This window comes from Parasalinivibrio latis (assembly GCF_036825535.1).
Classification (GTDB): Bacteria; Pseudomonadota; Gammaproteobacteria; order Enterobacterales; family Vibrionaceae; genus Parasalinivibrio; species Parasalinivibrio latis.
The window spans coordinates 3,026,376-3,048,267 of record NZ_CP098812.1; the positions used below are offsets into that span (position 1 = coordinate 3,026,376).

Sequence of the window (21,892 nt, forward strand, 5' to 3'; positions counted from 1 at the left end):
CAGTTTCTATATATCAATCTCCATCCCATCAAACGCGACATCCACACCGGCATCCTTTACTTTCTGGCGTTCTTTGGAGTCTTCATCCAGGATGGGGTTGGTATTGTTGATATGGATTAGAACCTTACGTGGCCGGTCAAACTGCGAAAGCAAAGCCAGCATCCCCTTGGAGCCGGAAACGGAAAGGTGGCCCATGTCAGTGCCAAGGCTGTCACTGAAACCGTTTTGAATCATTTCATCATCCTGCCACAGGGTACCGTCAACCATCACGCAGGCAGCACCTGCCATTGCAGCCCTCACATTGTCGTCAGGCTCTGCAAGCCCTGGAGCATAAAACAGGTACTCCCCGGTTCTGCTGTCGGTAATTTTCAGGCCAATGTTGTCACCGGTGTGCGGGTCATGGCGGTGCGCAGAATAAGGGGGGGCTTTCGACACCAGAATCACTGGGTCAAACCGCAGGTTAGGCACACCTTCAACCTGGAATGCCTTTTCCGGTTCTACACCAATGGAATGTACCCTGAAACCGCCTTCCCAGTGGGTCAGGATATTGAGAAGCGGGAACTCGTGGGTTAATTGATGGCGGACAACATCCGTGCAGTAAAGATCCATCGGCAAGCCTTCCCGCAGGATAAGCAAACCGGTGGTATGGTCAATCTGGGCATCCGTTACCACCACCCCGGCTATCGCGGAGCCTCGGGCACCTTCTGCATTAGCCAGTTGGGGGCGGGCGTTGATTTGCTGTCGGATATCCGGAGAAGCGTTAATAACCACCCACTTGTTTCCGTCATCACTCACGGCGATGGAAGACTGGGTACGATGGAGGGCATTGATACTGCCATTGCGCGCTCCCTGGCAAAGCCTGCAATGACAGTTCCATTGTGGAAAACCGCCACCTGCCCCGGCTCCCAAAACTAATACCTTCATACAACCCTCCCAAATTAACTGCCTGCCCGTATTTAGTTATGTAGTACTCCGGGTCAGTTGCTGAGCCACTAAGGTCTCTGATAACAAAGCGCCCCCAGGTTGGGAGCGCTCAACGTTAAATGTACTTAGCGGTTGCTGATGTAAAGGGTCACTTCAAAGCCAAGACGAAGTTCCTGGTAAGTTGGTTTTACCCACATAGTGCTAACTCCTTGTGTTGGTGATCCAGTTCAGGACATCCCTATATGTTGTCCTTCGAGCACCACCCAGTTCCGGACTGTTATCCAAAAACTGACTGCCATGCTCCTATATCGACTGTAGTGAGAGACGCCTGCAACGAAAATCCTACTTTGTGATGAAATGTCTCCTCCACCTTTTTCCCTGTTTTTTCCGGGCATTATTCTTTTGCCTGAATGGCAATAATTCCCGGCCGAACCTCGACTACCGCTTCTCTTCCCGGGCGTTTACCCGCGTGAGCCTTGCGGCTGTATCGGTCCACAACACACTGTTTGTTGTCATGAATAATCACCAGGCACTCAAGGCACTGGATACACTCGTTGTAATCGATTTTCCCCTGTGGGGTGATTGCATTTATCTGGCATTTCTTATGGCAAAGCTGGCATGGGCTTCCGCACTCCTCACGCCGGGTAAGCCAGCTGAACAGCCGCAACCGGCCCAGTACAGAGAGCCCGGCTCCAAGCGGGCAGAGGTAGCGGCAGTAAGCTTTGTGTACCCACGCACTTGCACCAAGCAACAACAGTGCATAAAGCACAAATGGCCATGTCCGGTCGAACACCAAGGTTACGGCGGTTTTGAAAGGCTCAATTTCGGCCAGTGTTTCAGCCGTCGAAAGGGATGAAAAAGAGACACAAACCAAACCGGCAAGCACAGGGTATTTCACCCATTGCAGCCGCCTGTGGGTGGCATCTTTTATACGATGAGGACGTATACCAAGACGTTTACCCAGCTCTGAAACGAGCTCCTGCATCGCCCCGAACGGGCACAGCCAGCCGCAAAAAAGCCCCCGCCCCCACAAAAACAGTGAGACAAAGACATAACTCCAAAGCACGAAAATTACCGGGTCCAGCAGGAATACGTTGATATCAAACCCCTGCCAGAGAGAGAGCAACAGGGTGTAAATATTCACCACAGAAAGCTGGCCCTGCGCATAAATACCAATAAAACCGACGACAAAGGCGAGCGCAGCAAACCGGGCCGGGCGAAGATACCTGCCGGCCTGTTTTGCCAGCAGTTTTTGCCAGGCAAACATCGCAGTCAGTAATGCCAGATAAACCGATATGGCCGCGACCTCCCAAACCCTTTCCCGCCAGAGCCTCACCCACAGGGGTTCGGGCTCTGTACTGGCATTCGCCTCAGGTTTGCTGACAACTTCCTCAGGCAGGGCGTAACTGCTGGAAAGAGGCCGGTTTTCTGATTCGAGGAAGCTCTTTTTAACGGCAACATTAATGTGGAGTTCCAGTGGCTTCCCTGGGTCAAACCCACTGCTGCCCTTTATCCGGAACACACGTATTTGCGCGTATTCCGGTGCACCATCAGCCAACATGGGGGAGTAAAAGCTGTAAAAGTCGGTATCCCGGATATCCACGGCAAACCCTTCCTGGCTGATGCTGAACCTAGCCGGAGACGTGCCGGGGATAAAGTCTTCTGCCAACATGTTGTATTCGCCACCGGAGAGCGCAATGAAGGCAATCTCTCCCGCATCCAGACTCTCGTCCAGCCGCCGGAATTCTTCCTCTCCAAGCAGGTTTTTCCCAATTAGCGGACTGTTGAGCACGGCGGCATAAACTGCCACAAAACTCTCTTCTGCAGGAATATCTGTCAGGGATTCAAGCTGGTCGGCAGAAAGCCCCAGCTCTTGGGCCGCTTCCGGCTGTGAAAGCTGCCACTTGTGTACCAATCCCCGGCTTACCAGTTCATCAAATGACAGGGGGCGGAAATTATCCGTTTTTAAGGTACTTAAACGTTTATCGGTAAAACCGGACAACCGAGCCCGGGCCACTTTCATTGCCGCAGCCAGGATAGTGTCGTTGATGACAATGACGGAAACCGTCGCCTTGGTAACTCCGTCCAGGTAAACCGTGCTTCCATCATCTACCTTTTGCTGGCGGGAACCGATAATGAAACGCTTCTGGATTCGCTGGCCGAGGTATTGGGCGATGTATTCCAGTAACGGCTCCTCCCCCAAGCCATGAAGGAAGATAGGTTCATGGTGCCTGACAAGCTCAATACCCTGGATCACGCCTTCGGTATCCAGTCCCATACGTATATTTACTGTCTCACCGGAAAACCCGGGAAAGCCGGTCAGGTCATCAGATTCAAACACGTAACCAAGCAGCTCGTTAAGCTGGTAGACCGGGGTAACCGGCAAGTCCGGTTCCTGCGGCAATATACGTGTTGCCTGCGGGAATATCCGGGCTATTTCCGGTGTTACCTCCTGCCACTGCTCACCAAAGGCCGGCTTGGTCACCAGCAGGCTAAGAGCTACGACGGACAGAATCCAGATACAAAAAAGCCGGCACTTGGGGTGCCGGCAAACGAGAGTTGGTTTTTGCACCTTACACCTCCATAGGAGGGACAGAATGTGGCTGCCACCCTGCCCCCCTATTGGACGTTAGAAGAAACCAGAATCTTAGAAGAATCCCAGAGGGTTGATGTCATAGCTCACCAGCAGGTTCTTGGTTTGCTGATAGTGATCCAACATCATCTTGTGGGTTTCGCGGCCAATACCGGATTTCTTGTAGCCACCAAATGCTGCGTGTGCAGGGTAGAGGTGGTAACAGTTGGTCCATACCCGTCCAGCCTGGATAGCGCGGCCCATACGGTAAGCACGGTTCATATCGCGGGTCCACAGACCGGCACCCAGGCCGAAATCTGTGTCGTTGGCGATACGCAGTGCTTCTGCTTCGTCTTTAAAGGTCGTGACACTGACAACCGGGCCGAAGATTTCCTCTTGGAAAACACGCATGGAGTTGTCACCTTTGAGGATGGTTGGCTGCACGTAGAAGCCTTTGTCAAAACCGGAAATTGCCGCTGACTGGCCGCCCAACAGCACTTCCGCGCCTTCATCACGGCCGATCTGCAGGTAACTGAGGATCTTGTCATACTGCTCATCAGACGCTTGGGCACCAACCTGGGTTTCAGTATCAAGCGGGTTGCCGTGCTTGATGTTTTGGGCTCGTTCAATAACGCGGCTGATGAAATCATCATAAATACTTTCTTGAACCAGCAGACGGGAAGGACAGGTACACACCTCGCCCTGGTTAAAGAACGCCAGCACAGTCCCTTCAACAGCCTTGCTGATGAATTCATCTTCTTGCTGCATCACATCTTCAAAGTAGATATTCGGCGATTTACCACCCAGCTCAACGGTGGACGGGATCATATTCTCAGCCGCACAGCGCATGATGTGGTTACCGATTGGGGTAGAGCCCGTAAACGCGATCTTGGCGATACGGGTGGAGGTTGCCAGCGCCTGGCCAGCTTCCGGGCCCATACCGTTTACGACATTAACAACGCCCGGCGGGAGGAGATCTTCAATGACTTCCATCAGGAGAAGAATAGTGGTTGGCGTTTGCTCTGCTGGCTTAAGGACCACACAGTTACCCGCAGCCAGAGCCGGCGCCAGTTTCCAGGCAGCCATCAGCAATGGGAAGTTCCATGGGATAATCTGGCCAACTACGCCCAGAGGTTCATGGATATGGTAGGCAACGGTCTTACCGTCGATTTCTGCTGCGGTGCCTTCCTGGGCTCGGATACACCCGGCAAAATAGCGGAAGTGATCGACGCACAGAGGAATATCTGCCGCCAGGGTTTCACGCACGGCTTTACCGTTTTCCCAGGTTTCGGCAACAGCCAGCATTTCGAGGTTTGCTTCAATTCGATCTGCAATCTTCAGCAGGATATTGGAGCGCTCGGTGACTGAAGTCGAACCCCAGGCATCTTTTGCAGCGTGCGCAGCATCAAGCGCCAGCTCAATATCTTCAGCGGTAGAGCGTGGAATTTCTGTAAATCCTTCACCGGTACAAGGAGTGGTGTTGGTAAAGTACTGGCCTTTGACCGGCTCTACCCACTGACCGCCAATAAAGTTGGCGTAGCGGGATTTGAAATTAACGACTGCACCTTCCGTTCCTGGTTTTGCGTAAATCATGATTCCACCTCATGTGTTGTGGCATTAGTCCGTTGATTTCGGTTTGGGAGCCGCACCGGGCAGTTTTCCCTAGCCTGTGATTCCATTGTGGCAAGTGGTGCTTTCCCGCTCTATCAGCAGTTGGTTTACAAAATCTCCTACTTTGGGAGGGTAGCCAATGGGCAGCAAAAAAACGGCCTACCAGTCGAACCGCCACTGGGGTGAAAGCCCCTCTATCTGGAGCGGCTTGGCTACCTGTACTCCCTGTTGCCGCTGCGCAATCCAGTGCTCCCAGATTTTCTCAATGCTGTATTCATCCTGGAGCCGGGTTTTCAGCTTTATTTCATCCCCTTGCTGTACATGCCCTTCTTTGACTACCCGGTAATACCACCCGGTGCATTTCTGCATGATCACAAACTCGAGCACATGGGCATTGCCGATCCGTTGGTTTAACTTCCAGCAGGGCATACGGGGCTGGGAAACCTGGATCTCAGCTTCACCCACAGAGTAGATATCACCGATGAAGACATTGGACTCCGTCATCCCAATGGTGGAGAAGTTCTCGCCGACACAGGGTTCGTCCAGCCTGTCAGCGAGGTGGGGAAAGACTTCCTTCAAAACCTGATAATTTTCTAAGGGAAAGTGATAAACCGCCTTATCCAGACCGCCATGCACCCTGCTGTCGACCTGAAAGTCCCCTTCCAAACCAAATTCCCCAAGGAACAGAGGGCCTTCAACCGGTTGTTTATTAATTCCGGTAGGTGTTTTTGACGGGCCGATGGTGTCTTTTATTGCAATGCGAACCGGCCCCAGCGTATTTGATGAAATCATGTCACCAGACTCCTTCTGTCAAAAACGCAAAAGGGCCCCGAAGGGCCCCTGGCGTTATTTCTTAGGCAGTTTAAATGTCCATACCATGCCACCTTGGTTAAAGTTCTTAACCCGTTTGGCAACATCTCCTCCCCAGAGTGGGACTGCACCACCCCAACCGGACAGGACACTGATATATTGCTCTCCGTCCATCTCCCAGGTTACAGGGCTGCCCACAATACCGGAGCCGGTATTGAATTTGTAAAGCAACTCACCGGTTTTATCGTCAAAACCGAGCAGGTAACCTTCAGGGTTCCCGGTAAACACCAGACCGCCAGCCGTGGTCAGGACACCACCCCATAACGGCGCATAGTTCTTGTATTCCCAGACAATCTTGCCACTTTTCGGATCAACCGCTCTCAGTACACCGATGTAGTCCTCATTCAATGCCTTGATAGTAAAGCCGGCACCCAGGTAAGCAGCCCCTTTCTTGTATGCAGTAGGCTCATTCCAGATATCCATCTGCCATTCATTGGAAGGGACATAAAACAGTCCGGTATCCTGGCTGTATGCCATAGGCATCCAGTTCTTCCCTCCAAGGAAAGACGGCGCGGCGACAACAGTTTTACCCTGCTTGCCGTCGGCTGAGTCTGTTGGGTTCCCCGGACGGTTGCTGTCTACAAAAATCGGGCGTCCCTTGTCATCCAGACCGCTTGCCCAGCTAATTTTATCTACGAACGGGAAGCCTCGGATAAAGTCACCATTGGTTCTGTCCAGTACATAGAAGAAACCGTTACGGTCGGCAGTTGCCCCTGCTTTTACCGTCTTGCCGCCTTCGGTGTAATCAAACGAAACAAATTCGTTTACACCATCGTAATCCCAGCCGTCATGTGGTGTAGTCTGGAAATGCCAGACGATCTTTCCGTTGTCAGGATCAATAGCAAGGCGAGAGGAAGAAAAGAGGTTGTCACCCGGACGCATGTGGGAGTTCCACGGAGCCGGGTTACCGGTACCAAAGAACAGGAGATCTGTGTCGGAGTCATAGGTTCCACCAAGCCAGGGTGCAGCACCGCCGGACTTCCACAGATCTGCCGGCCAGGTTTTACCGGCTTCACCGCCGGAGATACCGGCTTCTGTTTTCTTGCCGTCAACCCAGACGTAACCCATATGGCCTTCTACCGTTGGGCGCTCCCAGACAATCGCCCCGGTTTTAGCGTCGTAGGCACGTACCTTACCGACAATACCAAACTCACCCCCGGATACACCGGTAATCACATTACCCTTTACAATAATTGGCGCGGCAGTAATGGAATAACCGGCTTTATAGTCCTCAACTTTCTTTTTCCAACGAACCTTTCCGGTTTTGGAATCCAGTGCAACGAGCTTGGCATCCAGAGTGGCAAAAATTACCAAGTCATCGTAAAGCGCGACACCACGGTTGATAACGTCACAGCATGGCATGATGCCGTCAGGCAGCCGGGCATCATACTGCCATAGTTCATCGCCGGTACGGGCATCAATGGCGTACACACGGGAATAAGAACCCGTTATATACATAACTCCGTCTTTAATCAGGGGCTGGGATTCCTGGCCCCGTTGTTTCTCTCCACCCAGGGAGAAACCCCAAGCCGGCACCACATTTTTAACAGTCTCTTTATTTATCTTATCCAACCCACTGTAGCGTTGGGCTCGTAGCCCAAGACCATAGCTGACTACATCATCCTGGGTTGCCTGGTCATTCAGAATGTCTTGATCTGTCACTCCGGCCACGGCCTGAGAAGACAGGGTCAATAAACCTGCCATCACCATGAAACCGAGCTTGCGGTTTACTGCTGTCATTAGGTGTTCCTCTCCAGTTTCAGTCCTTTGAGAAAGCCGGCTGCAGATTTATCCAAACCGGATTCCTCCCTAACTCGTCACGTCTTGTCGCACCCTGGGGTACTCATTGACTGAGTCTAAGTCACCACGGAAATCAGGAAATTCACATCTGGGAGGGTTTAGCCTCATACCTTGGCAGGAATAAAAGCTCATCCCGAAGTAGTAAACAGAGCTTTCACAAAGGAGTGAAAGAGTCCGGGCGGATCTGGCGGGCCCCACATGAACAAATATTGTTCAATTATTTGGGCTCGTTCATCTGTCAGAGTTTTTAGCCACCAGTATGGATAGGCAGCAGCGCCTGAAACCGAAAAAGGGATCTATTAACTGAATTACCAGAAAGTTACCGGCTGTCACATTTTTTGTTACTTGTTATGTCTTCTTTTTCCATTTGTTAATTTGACGATCCGTTTTCCCGCACATAGTATATGGAATTCTAATCACTTCTACTTGTTTCATATTAAACTCGGACTCAATACCGGGGATGACGAAACAATCTGTTCTATATCTGGCAGGGAATCGCATGGAAAAATTGAAGACTCAGCAAGAAGCCTTGGTAAAGTCGACTGTTGGAGAAGCCACCTTTAGCCATCAGAACAACACCTTACCTATTTCCGATGGAGTCAGGATTCCCTTAGGTGCAGAAATTGAAATCGCAGACGGAGCTGAGCTGCTCCTAGAATATGCGGACGGTAGCCTTGTCACCCTGCCGGATAACCTACCATCAGTCCCCATGGATGAAGAGATCCCCGGTCTGTCCGATGAAATTGCCGCTATTCAGGATCTGATCCTCGGCGGTGATGACCCAACTGAAGAACTCCCGGCAACAGCGGCCGGTGGTAACAACGCATCCGGTGGTGGGTTTGGCTTTACGTCGGTTAATCGTGATGGAGCGGAAACCCTTGCAGAAGCAGGGTATGAGACTGAGGGAGTTGAACCCCGTGCTTTGGGTAGAGGGGATGAGAGTGAAGATGATGCCGCATTCTTTATCAGCAACGCTGCTGAAGACTCTCCAGCACCTGGTGGTGACGGAGGGACAGGCCTGCCGATAGCTGTAGAATCGATCTCGAGCCCTAATGTTAGTGAGGGTGACAATGCAATCTTCACTGTAACACTTTCCCAAGCCACCACAGCTTCAACGACAGTAATACTTAACTTAGCCGGCGGAAGTGCCAATGCAGGTACAGATTTCAAAAGCGCTACCGTGACTGTCAACGGCGAGGAAGTCCAAGTTGCAGAAGACGGCAGTTTTGCCATCATTGTCGCCCCGGGTGAAACCAGCTTTGATGTTGTTGTAGAAACAATTGATGATTCCGTATCAGAGAACAACGAGAGCTTCACATTGTCGGCCTCAACGGTTGGGCAAGATGGTGCTGTGACTGGTACCGGCACCATTGAAGATGACAAGGGCACCACGCCGGGCACCGAAGACACGGTACGGGTCAACATCAGCGGCCCGGATTCCGTCGTCGAAGGGGAGACCACCGGTAAGTACACCGTTTCCCTGACCCAGAAGGCCGAGACCCCGGTGACCGTGAAGCTCACCTACTCCGGCACCGCCACCGACGGCACTGACTACACCAAGGTCGTGGACGTGGTTATCCCTGCCGGACAGGACAAGGTTGAGTTTGATATCACCACCCTGGATGACGCCATCGCCGACAACGGCGAGACCATCACCGTCACCCTGGGCGACATCACCGGCGGCGGCTTTGAAGCCATCGAAGCCGGTGCCAACAACAGTGTCACCACGGTCATTAACGACCAGACCGGTACCGATGGCACGCCGGGCACCGAAGACACGGTACGGGTCAACATCAGCGGCCCGGATTCCGTCGTCGAAGGGGAGACCACCGGTAAGTACACCGTTTCCCTGACCCAGAAGGCCGAGACCCCGGTGACCGTGAAGCTCACCTACTCCGGCACCGCCACCGACGGCACTGACTACACCAAGGTCGTGGACGTGGTTATCCCTGCCGGACAGGACAAGGTTGAGTTTGATATCACCACCCTGGATGACGCCATCGCCGACAACGGCGAGACCATCACCGTCACCCTGGGCGACATCACCGGCGGCGGCTTTGAAGCCATCGAAGCCGGTGCCAACAACAGTGTCACCACGGTCATTAACGACCAGACCGGTACCGATGGCACGCCGGGCACCGAAGACACGGTACGGGTCAACATCAGCGGCCCGGATTCCGTCGTCGAAGGGGAGACCACCGGTAAGTACACCGTTTCCCTGACCCAGAAGGCCGAGACCCCGGTGACCGTGAAGCTCACCTACTCCGGCACCGCCACCGACGGCACTGACTACACCAAGGTCGTGGACGTGGTTATCCCTGCCGGACAGGACAAGGTTGAGTTTGATATCACCACCCTGGATGACGCCATCGCCGACAACGGCGAGACCATCACCGTCACCCTGGGCGACATCACCGGCGGCGGCTTTGAAGCCATCGAAGCCGGTGCCAACAACAGTGTCACCACGGTCATTAACGACCAGACCGGTACCGATGGCACGCCGGGCACCGAAGACACGGTACGGGTCAACATCAGCGGCCCGGATTCCGTCGTCGAAGGGGAGACCACCGGTAAGTACACCGTTTCCCTGACCCAGAAGGCCGAGACCCCGGTGACCGTGAAGCTCACCTACTCCGGCACCGCCACCGACGGCACTGACTACACCAAGGTCGTGGACGTGGTTATCCCTGCCGGACAGGACAAGGTTGAGTTTGATATCACCACCCTGGATGACGCCATCGCCGACAACGGCGAGACCATCACCGTCACCCTGGGCGACATCACCGGCGGCGGCTTTGAAGCCATCGAAGCCGGTGCCAACAACAGTGTCACCACGGTCATTAACGACCAGACCGGTACCGATGGCACGCCGGGCACCGAAGACACGGTACGGGTCAACATCAGCGGCCCGGATTCCGTCGTCGAAGGGGAGACCACCGGTAAGTACACCGTTTCCCTGACCCAGAAGGCCGAGACCCCGGTGACCGTGAAGCTCACCTACTCCGGCACCGCCACCGACGGCACTGACTACACCAAGGTCGTGGACGTGGTTATCCCTGCCGGACAGGACAAGGTTGAGTTTGATATCACCACCCTGGATGACGCCATCGCCGACAACGGCGAGACCATCACCGTCACCCTGGGCGACATCACCGGCGGCGGCTTTGAAGCCATCGAAGCCGGTGCCAACAACAGTGTCACCACGGTCATTAACGACCAGACCGGTACCGATGGCACGCCGGGCACCGAAGACACGGTACGGGTCAACATCAGCGGCCCGGATTCCGTCGTCGAAGGGGAGACCACCGGTAAGTACACCGTTTCCCTGACCCAGAAGGCCGAGACCCCGGTGACCGTGAAGCTCACCTACTCCGGCACCGCCACCGACGGCACTGACTACACCAAGGTCGTGGACGTGGTTATCCCTGCCGGACAGGACAAGGTTGAGTTTGATATCACCACCCTGGATGACGCCATCGCCGACAACGGCGAGACCATCACCGTCACCCTGGGCGACATCACCGGCGGCGGCTTTGAAGCCATCGAAGCCGGTGCCAACAACAGTGTCACCACGGTCATTAACGACCAGACCGGTACCGATGGCACGCCGGGCACCGAAGACACGGTACGGGTCAACATCAGCGGCCCGGATTCCGTCGTCGAAGGGGAGACCACCGGTAAGTACACCGTTTCCCTGACCCAGAAGGCCGAGACCCCGGTGACCGTGAAGCTCACCTACTCCGGCACCGCCACCGACGGCACTGACTACACCAAGGTCGTGGACGTGGTTATCCCTGCCGGACAGGACAAGGTTGAGTTTGATATCACCACCCTGGATGACGCCATCGCCGACAACGGCGAGACCATCACCGTCACCCTGGGCGACATCACCGGCGGCGGCTTTGAAGCCATCGAAGCCGGTGCCAACAACAGTGTCACCACGGTCATTAACGACCAGACCGGTACCGATGGCACGCCGGGCACCGAAGACACGGTACGGGTCAACATCAGCGGCCCGGATTCCGTCGTCGAAGGGGAGACCACCGGTAAGTACACCGTTTCCCTGACCCAGAAGGCCGAGACCCCGGTGACCGTGAAGCTCACCTACTCCGGCACCGCCACCGACGGCACTGACTACACCAAGGTCGTGGACGTGGTTATCCCTGCCGGACAGGACAAGGTTGAGTTTGATATCACCACCCTGGATGACGCCATCGCCGACAACGGCGAGACCATCACCGTCACCCTGGGCGACATCACCGGCGGCGGCTTTGAAGCCATCGAAGCCGGTGCCAACAACAGTGTCACCACGGTCATTAACGACCAGACCGGTACCGATGGCACGCCGGGCACCGAAGACACGGTACGGGTCAACATCAGCGGCCCGGATTCCGTCGTCGAAGGGGAGACCACCGGTAAGTACACCGTTTCCCTGACCCAGAAGGCCGAGACCCCGGTGACCGTGAAGCTCACCTACTCCGGCACCGCCACCGACGGCACTGACTACACCAAGGTCGTGGACGTGGTTATCCCTGCCGGACAGGACAAGGTTGAGTTTGATATCACCACCCTGGATGACGCCATCGCCGACAACGGCGAGACCATCACCGTCACCCTGGGCGACATCACCGGCGGCGGCTTTGAAGCCATCGAAGCCGGTGCCAACAACAGTGTCACCACGGTCATTAACGACCAGACCGGTACCGATGGCACGCCGGGCACCGAAGACACGGTACGGGTCAACATCAGCGGCCCGGATTCCGTCGTCGAAGGGGAGACCACCGGTAAGTACACCGTTTCCCTGACCCAGAAGGCCGAGACCCCGGTGACCGTGAAGCTCACCTACTCCGGCACCGCCACCGACGGCACTGACTACACCAAGGTCGTGGACGTGGTTATCCCTGCCGGACAGGACAAGGTTGAGTTTGATATCACCACCCTGGATGACGCCATCGCCGACAACGGCGAGACCATCACCGTCACCCTGGGCGACATCACCGGCGGCGGCTTTGAAGCCATCGAAGCCGGTGCCAACAACAGTGTCACCACGGTCATTAACGACCAGACCGGTACCGATGGCACGCCGGGCACCGAAGACACGGTACGGGTCAACATCAGCGGCCCGGATTCCGTCGTCGAAGGGGAGACCACCGGTAAGTACACCGTTTCCCTGACCCAGAAGGCCGAGACCCCGGTGACCGTGAAGCTCACCTACTCCGGCACCGCCACCGACGGCACTGACTACACCAAGGTCGTGGACGTGGTTATCCCTGCCGGACAGGACAAGGTTGAGTTTGATATCACCACCCTGGATGACGCCATCGCCGACAACGGCGAGACCATCACCGTCACCCTGGGCGACATCACCGGCGGCGGCTTTGAAGCCATCGAAGCCGGTGCCAACAACAGTGTCACCACGGTCATTAACGACCAGACCGGTACCGATGGCACGCCGGGCACCGAAGACACGGTACGGGTCAACATCAGCGGCCCGGATTCCGTCGTCGAAGGGGAGACCACCGGTAAGTACACCGTTTCCCTGACCCAGAAGGCCGAGACCCCGGTGACCGTGAAGCTCACCTACTCCGGCACCGCCACCGACGGCACTGACTACACCAAGGTCGTGGACGTGGTTATCCCTGCCGGACAGGACAAGGTTGAGTTTGATATCACCACCCTGGATGACGCCATCGCCGACAACGGCGAGACCATCACCGTCACCCTGGGCGACATCACCGGCGGCGGCTTTGAAGCCATCGAAGCCGGTGCCAACAACAGTGTCACCACGGTCATTAACGACCAGACCGGTACCGATGGCACGCCGGGCACCGAAGACACGGTACGGGTCAACATCAGCGGCCCGGATTCCGTCGTCGAAGGGGAGACCACCGGTAAGTACACCGTTTCCCTGACCCAGAAGGCCGAGACCCCGGTGACCGTGAAGCTCACCTACTCCGGCACCGCCACCGACGGCACTGACTACACCAAGGTCGTGGACGTGGTTATCCCTGCCGGACAGGACAAGGTTGAGTTTGATATCACCACCCTGGATGACGCCATCGCCGACAACGGCGAGACCATCACCGTCACCCTGGGCGACATCACCGGCGGCGGCTTTGAAGCCATCGAAGCCGGTGCCAACAACAGTGTCACCACGGTCATTAACGACCAGACCGGTACCGATGGCACGCCGGGCACCGAAGACACGGTACGGGTCAACATCAGCGGCCCGGATTCCGTCGTCGAAGGGGAGACCACCGGTAAGTACACCGTTTCCCTGACCCAGAAGGCCGAGACCCCGGTGACCGTGAAGCTCACCTACTCCGGCACCGCCACCGACGGCACTGACTACACCAAGGTCGTGGACGTGGTTATCCCTGCCGGACAGGACAAGGTTGAGTTTGATATCACCACCCTGGATGACGCCATCGCCGACAACGGCGAGACCATCACCGTCACCCTGGGCGACATCACCGGCGGCGGCTTTGAAGCCATCGAAGCCGGTGCCAACAACAGTGTCACCACGGTCATTAACGACCAGACCGGTACCGATGGCACGCCGGGCACCGAAGACACGGTACGGGTCAACATCAGCGGCCCGGATTCCGTCGTCGAAGGGGAGACCACCGGTAAGTACACCGTTTCCCTGACCCAGAAGGCCGAGACCCCGGTGACCGTGAAGCTCACCTACTCCGGCACCGCCACCGACGGCACTGACTACACCAAGGTCGTGGACGTGGTTATCCCTGCCGGACAGGACAAGGTTGAGTTTGATATCACCACCCTGGATGACGCCATCGCCGACAACGGCGAGACCATCACCGTCACCCTGGGCGACATCACCGGCGGCGGCTTTGAAGCCATCGAAGCCGGTGCCAACAACAGTGTCACCACGGTCATTAACGACCAGACCGGTACCGATGGCACGCCGGGCACCGAAGACACGGTACGGGTCAACATCAGCGGCCCGGATTCCGTCGTCGAAGGGGAGACCACCGGTAAGTACACCGTTTCCCTGACCCAGAAGGCCGAGACCCCGGTGACCGTGAAGCTCACCTACTCCGGCACCGCCACCGACGGCACTGACTACACCAAGGTCGTGGACGTGGTTATCCCTGCCGGACAGGACAAGGTTGAGTTTGATATCACCACCCTGGATGACGCCATCGCCGACAACGGCGAGACCATCACCGTCACCCTGGGCGACATCACCGGCGGCGGCTTTGAAGCCATCGAAGCCGGTGCCAACAACAGTGTCACCACGGTCATTAACGACCAGACCGGTACCGATGGCACGCCGGGCACCGAAGACACGGTACGGGTCAACATCAGCGGCCCGGATTCCGTCGTCGAAGGGGAGACCACCGGTAAGTACACCGTTTCCCTGACCCAGAAGGCCGAGACCCCGGTGACCGTGAAGCTCACCTACTCCGGCACCGCCACCGACGGCACTGACTACACCAAGGTCGTGGACGTGGTTATCCCTGCCGGACAGGACAAGGTTGAGTTTGATATCACCACCCTGGATGACGCCATCGCCGACAACGGCGAGACCATCACCGTCACCCTGGGCGACATCACCGGCGGCGGCTTTGAAGCCATCGAAGCCGGTGCCAACAACAGTGTCACCACGGTCATTAACGACCAGACCGGTACCGATGGCACGCCGGGCACCGAAGACACGGTACGGGTCAACATCAGCGGCCCGGATTCCGTCGTCGAAGGGGAGACCACCGGTAAGTACACCGTTTCCCTGACCCAGAAGGCCGAGACCCCGGTGACCGTGAAGCTCACCTACTCCGGCACCGCCACCGACGGCACTGACTACACCAAGGTCGTGGACGTGGTTATCCCTGCCGGACAGGACAAGGTTGAGTTTGATATCACCACCCTGGATGACGCCATCGCCGACAACGGCGAGACCATCACCGTCACCCTGGGCGACATCACCGGCGGCGGCTTTGAAGCCATCGAAGCCGGTGCCAACAACAGTGTCACCACGGTCATTAACGACCAGACCGGTACCGATGGCACGCCGGGCACCGAAGACACGGTACGGGTCAACATCAGCGGCCCGGATTCCGTCGTCGAAGGGGAGACCACCGGTAAGTACACCGTTTCCCTGACCCAGAAGGCCGAGACCCCGGTGACCGTGAAGCTCACCTACTCCGGCACCGCCACCGACGGCACTGACTACACCAAGGTCGTGGACGTGGTTATCCCTGCCGGACAGGACAAGGTTGAGTTTGATATCACCACCCTGGATGACGCCATCGCCGACAACGGCGAGACCATCACCGTCACCCTGGGCGACATCACCGGCGGCGGCTTTGAAGCCATCGAAGCCGGTGCCAACAACAGTGTCACCACGGTCATTAACGACCAGACCGGTACCGATGGCACGCCGGGCACCGAAGACACGGTACGGGTCAACATCAGCGGCCCGGATTCCGTCGTCGAAGGGGAGACCACCGGTAAGTACACCGTTTCCCTGACCCAGAAGGCCGAGACCCCGGTGACCGTGAAGCTCACCTACTCCGGCACCGCCACCGACGGCACTGACTACACCAAGGTCGTGGACGTGGTTATCCCTGCCGGACAGGACAAGGTTGAGTTTGATATCACCACCCTGGATGACGCCATCGCCGACAACGGCGAGACCATCACCGTCACCCTGGGCGACATCACCGGCGGCGGCTTTGAAGCCATCGAAGCCGGTGCCAACAACAGTGTCACCACGGTCATTAACGACCAGACCGGTACCGATGGCACGCCGGGCACCGAAGACACGGTACGGGTCAACATCAGCGGCCCGGATTCCGTCGTCGAAGGGGAGACCACCGGTAAGTACACCGTTTCCCTGACCCAGAAGGCCGAGACCCCGGTGACCGTGAAGCTCACCTACTCCGGCACCGCCACCGACGGCACTGACTACACCAAGGTCGTGGACGTGGTTATCCCTGCCGGACAGGACAAGGTTGAGTTTGATATCACCACCCTGGATGACGCCATCGCCGACAACGGCGAGACCATCACCGTCACCCTGGGCGACATCACCGGCGGCGGCTTTGAAGCCATCGAAGCCGGTGCCAACAACAGTGTCACCACGGTCATTAACGACCAGACCGGTACCGATGGCACGCCGGGCACCGAAGACACGGTACGGGTCAACATCAGCGGCCCGGATTCCGTCGTCGAAGGGGAGACCACCGGTAAGTACACCGTTTCCCTGACCCAGAAGGCCGAGACCCCGGTGACCGTGAAGCTCACCTACTCCGGCACCGCCACCGACGGCACTGACTACACCAAGGTCGTGGACGTGGTTATCCCTGCCGGACAGGACAAGGTTGAGTTTGATATCACCACCCTGGATGACGCCATCGCCGACAACGGCGAGACCATCACCGTCACCCTGGGCGACATCACCGGCGGCGGCTTTGAAGCCATCGAAGCCGGTGCCAACAACAGTGTCACCACGGTCATTAACGACCAGACCGGTACCGATGGCACGCCGGGCACCGAAGACACGGTACGGGTCAACATCAGCGGCCCGGATTCCGTCGTCGAAGGGGAGACCACCGGTAAGTACACCGTTTCCCTGACCCAGAAGGCCGAGACCCCGGTGACCGTGAAGCTCACCTACTCCGGCACCGCCACCGACGGCACTGACTACACCAAGGTCGTGGACGTGGTTATCCCTGCCGGACAGGACAAGGTTGAGTTTGATATCACCACCCTGGATGACGCCATCGCCGACAACGGCGAGACCATCACCGTCACCCTGGGCGACATCACCGGCGGCGGCTTTGAAGCCATCGAAGCCGGTGCCAACAACAGTGTCACCACGGTCATTAACGACCAGACCGGTACCGATGGCACGCCGGGCACCGAAGACACGGTACGGGTCAACATCAGCGGCCCGGATTCCGTCGTCGAAGGGGAGACCACCGGTAAGTACACCGTTTCCCTGACCCAGAAGGCCGAGACCCCGGTGACCGTGAAGCTCACCTACTCCGGCACCGCCACCGACGGCACTGACTACACCAAGGTCGTGGACGTGGTTATCCCTGCCGGACAGGACAAGGTTGAGTTTGATATCACCACCCTGGATGACGCCATCGCCGACAACGGCGAGACCATCACCGTCACCCTGGGCGACATCACCGGCGGCGGCTTTGAAGCCATCGAAGCCGGTGCCAACAACAGTGTCACCACGGTCATTAACGACAACGACATAAACACCGTCAATGCAGAAAACGATGGTTCGGCTATTAACAGCCTAAACGATAATAACTGGGGTAATCTGGCCTCAAAAGGCATCACCATCACTGCCCATGCGCGTCCACTACCCGATGCAGATGGATACACTCACCAAGAATATATTTCTCATATCAACAATGATCCGGGAGAGACGATTGATGATCACCTCGATGGTAACAAGCTTGGTGTTAACGATGAGCCAAGAGGTCAGGTCCCTAACCAGATCCAGTATGACCATGAGACCGGTACATCTGAAGCCATCAAAGTTTCTTTAAACCCAGCAGAGCCAATCAGCCAAGCTGTATTCAGTGTCTCCAACCTCATTCACCATGAAGGTGGTGGTGAGAGAGGACGTTGGACAACGTTGGATGCAGAAGGAAACATCGTCGACAGTGGAATGTTCAAGTTATCGGGGGAAAATAGTGGGTCATTCCTTATTGATAGTGACAAACCATTCACCACTGTAATTTTCGAAGCTTTGCCATATGCAGGCGGAGACAATGGCAGCGGAGATTCGTCTGATTACTACATCACTGACATCGCTCTTGTCACTGACGATATTCTGTTTGTGAAAGAAGGAGAATCTCTTGTTCAGGAAGATTCTTCACACAGCATTCTCGCGAATGACAGTGATCCGGAAGGCCATCATTTCACTCTGACAACAGTGGATAACCTGGATGTACCAGAAACCGGTACGCTTGAAGTTCCGGTCAATCAAGGGGACGTAACAGGGACGCTCATAATCAGCGCTGATGGAACCTATACATTCAACGCGGATAATTCTGACCAGCTGGGGCCAGGTGAAATAGCGGAAATCAAGATTCCTTACACGATAACCGATGATTACGATGCAACCGATTCAGCATATATCATCATTAATGTAGTTGGCGTTAATACACCACCGACCGCTTTAGACACCACAGTGAATCTCGACGGTGGGCAGGCGGATATTTTGCTGGCCGAGATGATCGCAGATGTTGAAGACGGCCCTGACGGCATAAATGGGGAAACAGTTGTCATCCGTTCACTCCCCGAACATGGCACCCTCTACTATCGTGATGGCGAAAACGAAGTTGAAATTACCCAAGCCGACATCGAATCACTGAGAGAATTCAACAGTGATGATCTTGTCTACAAATCAGATTTAAACACTGACAATCTGCTGCTCGGAAATACATCTGAAAACACCCAATCCCTCGATATGTGGGGGAATGCAGTTTCCTCTCACAAACGTGAAATGGATTTGGGAGACGGGTACAAGGCGACATTAACGAGTAACTCCGGACCGCTGACTGCATATGATAACCAACAGAATCATATTGGCGTCGGCGTTGCTGATGACGATAACAACGGAATCAACTCAGGAGAAAACCTCTCTCTGGAATTCCATTCACCAGATGGTAAAGAAGCACTGCCGGTTACCGGCCTGACTATCGGACTTGATGGGCTGGGTGGTCACTTTGACCAAGGGGGCAGTGATGGTAAATCAGCCTTTGCAACTATTGAGGTTTACCTTGAAGGCCAGGCTGACCCCATTTTGTTCCGTTATCAAAAGGATGGTGACTATGGAAATACTGAGTTGTTCCAAACGGTCACTGTTGGGAATGGCCCACAATTCGATATCAACATTGGCAACGGAATTATCTCCAAAGTCGAATTCTCAACAGATTCTGAATATGACAGCAACTGGGAGCTTCGCTTTGTCGATATTCAAGTAAATGACAGCTTCGACTATGCGGCTGTAGACAGCAATGGCGCAGTATCAGAAGATGCAACGGTTTCAGTAACCTCTACTTCATCTGACTCTACGTCTGAGCAGTTAAATCTTGAGCTCAATGAAGCGGACTTATCACCAGATAGTGCAGAACAGGCCAAAGCACAGTTCTCCGATGAAAACACCACATTTATTCAAAGCAGTACGCCGGAGACAAGCGGCCTAGTTGCGAATGCAAGCATAACTTGGCAGTTAGTTGGTGACCTTTGGACTGGAAGCATCGAGGGAGAGAACGTCATAACACTCTCCCTAAACAATGGGGAAATTACTGCAAACCTTTTGGGGGCAATCCCTCATATCAATGAGCCTGATTCTGAAAACCAACCGGTTAAAGTGATAGTACAGACATCTTCCGGGCTGGCTACAGTGACAGTTAAAGACGATGTTCCCGAAATAGGCCAAATTACCCATGGAGACTGGGAAAACGTTTACCATTACTCAAATTCAGTCAGCTTTACGGACGATTCTCAAAACCTTGACGACCTTTTAGAAGATGCGCCATTTTACGTTGTTGGTACTGGTCACAGTGGGCTTCAGAGCAACGTTAGTTTTCACGGTAGCCACGGTATCGGAATCACATCGACGGGTACAGATAACAAGCACGAAATTAACTTTCAACATTCGAAAGACAATCCTCAATCACCCGAAAAAATCACACTGTTTTTTAAAGAAAAATCAAACAATGATTTAAAAATACTTTTCGGTAAGGTGAACGATGGTTCTACGCCTAACAAAGTTAATGTCGAATTCTATTCTTTAGACGGTACTAAAGTCAGTTCTGAACAGGCAATCATTGCAAAAAATAAGGGAAATGATGGCGAATTAACCTTCAGTAGCGCAAGTCAAGACTATGACTACGTAGTTATATCACCTATGGATAATGGCAATAAAAACCAAAACAGTTCATTTACGATTAAATCAATTGATCTGGTTGACTCAACTGACATTGAAAACATGCCTCATATTCAAGGGAATATAAATATCGACTGGGGTGCTGATGGCATGAACTCTCTTGCTGTCAATTCTGACGATTACACGATTAACTTGCAGCCCGGCAGTACCAACTCATGGACAGCGCGCAGTAACAATGAAGATATTTTTACCTTCACCGTCGAAAACGGCCAATGGAAAGTCATCGCGCTAAAACCGGAAAAAATTGAGGATGATATCGAACTCACTATCACTGCAACCGACAGTGACAACGATTCTGACTCCGTCGAACTTGTTATCCCCGCACCATCAGCTGCGGACGTGGCAAGAGGCTATGGCGGTGATGATCATATCGAAGTGCTAAGCTCCGACAAATTATATTACGTCACAGGAGACTTCCACCAAAGCAGTGGGATACCGGTTTCCCCTCCGTCTGATAACTATATGGATTTTGATTCATCAGAAGGCGCCATTCTCGTTGGCGGATGGGGGAACGACCAATTAGTCGGTGGAGCCGGAGATGACATTCTCATCGGCGGTGAAAATGGCCAGGTACATTCTACTGCGGGTAAAGCCAACGGACACTTCGTTGGCGATTGGCTCAAAGGTGGCGGCGGTGATGATACCTTTACCTGGCAAGCGGGCGATGATGTCCAAGGTAAACAGGTGCATGATCCAAATACAAACATGGCATACGATGTCATAGCAGATTTCTCACAGGTCGATGGAAACTCTGACCGGCTCGATCTCAGTGACCTATTGCAGAATGAAGAAAATGGAGACCTCTCTGATTATCTGACCATTTCTACTCTGGAAGAAATTCGCACCAACAACAATGGTCAAGGCCCTACAGGAACGTCCGGCTTTGATGGTGACAGCACAGTATTGCTCATTGACCGGGACGGAACAGGAAGTGAAGGGCAAAGCCAGATGATCATTCTTCAGAATGTTAATCATGCTGACCTTATGACCGATAGTAATCAAGGAGTTATAGAGAACCTTCTGCTCGATGGTGCCCTTATTGTAGATTCAAACGATGGTAACGTATCCGTTGGAGGTAACTCCATTGAGCTTCCAGATCTTTTCGATGAGAGCCTCTGAAAGAATCTGGATATGAACAAACCAGAGCCGGAGAACTGATCTCCGGCTTT

The 21,892-nt window shown here is 54.8% G+C and carries 7 protein-coding genes; 1 reads left to right on the forward strand and 6 read right to left on the reverse strand.

The genetic code is table 11. The features are described from left to right. Positions 1-6 precede the first annotated feature (6 nt). The 6 genes from pqqB to NF212_RS14050 all read right to left on the reverse strand — a co-directional run bounded on the left by pqqB (position 7) and on the right by NF212_RS14050 (position 7,687). Positions 7-924 carry a pyrroloquinoline quinone biosynthesis protein PqqB gene (gene pqqB, locus NF212_RS14025; protein ID WP_434356646.1) on the reverse strand — a complete coding sequence of 306 codons (918 nt, stop codon included), beginning with the start codon at positions 922-924 and terminating at the stop codon, positions 7-9. A 125-nt stretch (positions 925-1,049) separates the two neighbouring features. Beyond that, positions 1,050-1,121 (reverse strand): pyrroloquinoline quinone precursor peptide PqqA, encoded by a 72-nt coding sequence (gene pqqA, locus NF212_RS14030; protein WP_082392399.1) that lies wholly within the window; start codon positions 1,119-1,121, stop codon positions 1,050-1,052. Between the two features lie 197 nt (positions 1,122-1,318). Next, a complete protein-coding gene (locus tag NF212_RS14035) occupies positions 1,319-3,496 on the reverse strand; it encodes a 4Fe-4S binding protein (protein WP_434356648.1) in 2,178 nt (725 codons plus the stop codon). Between the two features lie 75 nt (positions 3,497-3,571). Continuing rightward, positions 3,572-5,089, reverse strand: a complete 1,518-nt coding sequence (exaC, locus tag NF212_RS14040) for an acetaldehyde dehydrogenase ExaC (protein WP_434356650.1) — start codon at positions 5,087-5,089, stop codon at positions 3,572-3,574. A 177-nt stretch (positions 5,090-5,266) separates the two neighbouring features. Then, a complete protein-coding gene (locus NF212_RS14045; RefSeq protein ID WP_434356652.1) occupies positions 5,267-5,899 on the reverse strand; it encodes an MOSC domain-containing protein in 633 nt (210 codons plus the stop codon). A gap of 54 nt (positions 5,900-5,953) precedes the next feature. Further along, positions 5,954-7,687: a PQQ-dependent methanol/ethanol family dehydrogenase gene (locus NF212_RS14050; protein ID WP_434360890.1), complete on the reverse strand. Its 1,734-nt coding sequence runs from the start codon at positions 7,685-7,687 to the stop codon at positions 5,954-5,956. Positions 7,688-8,276: 589 nt separating this feature from the next. On the opposite strand from NF212_RS14050, the gene NF212_RS14055 reads away from it, so the two are divergent. Beyond that, positions 8,277-21,842, forward strand: coding sequence for an immunoglobulin-like domain-containing protein (locus NF212_RS14055; protein ID WP_434356654.1), 13,566 nt, complete (start codon positions 8,277-8,279; stop codon positions 21,840-21,842). Positions 21,843-21,892: the final 50 nt, after the last annotated feature.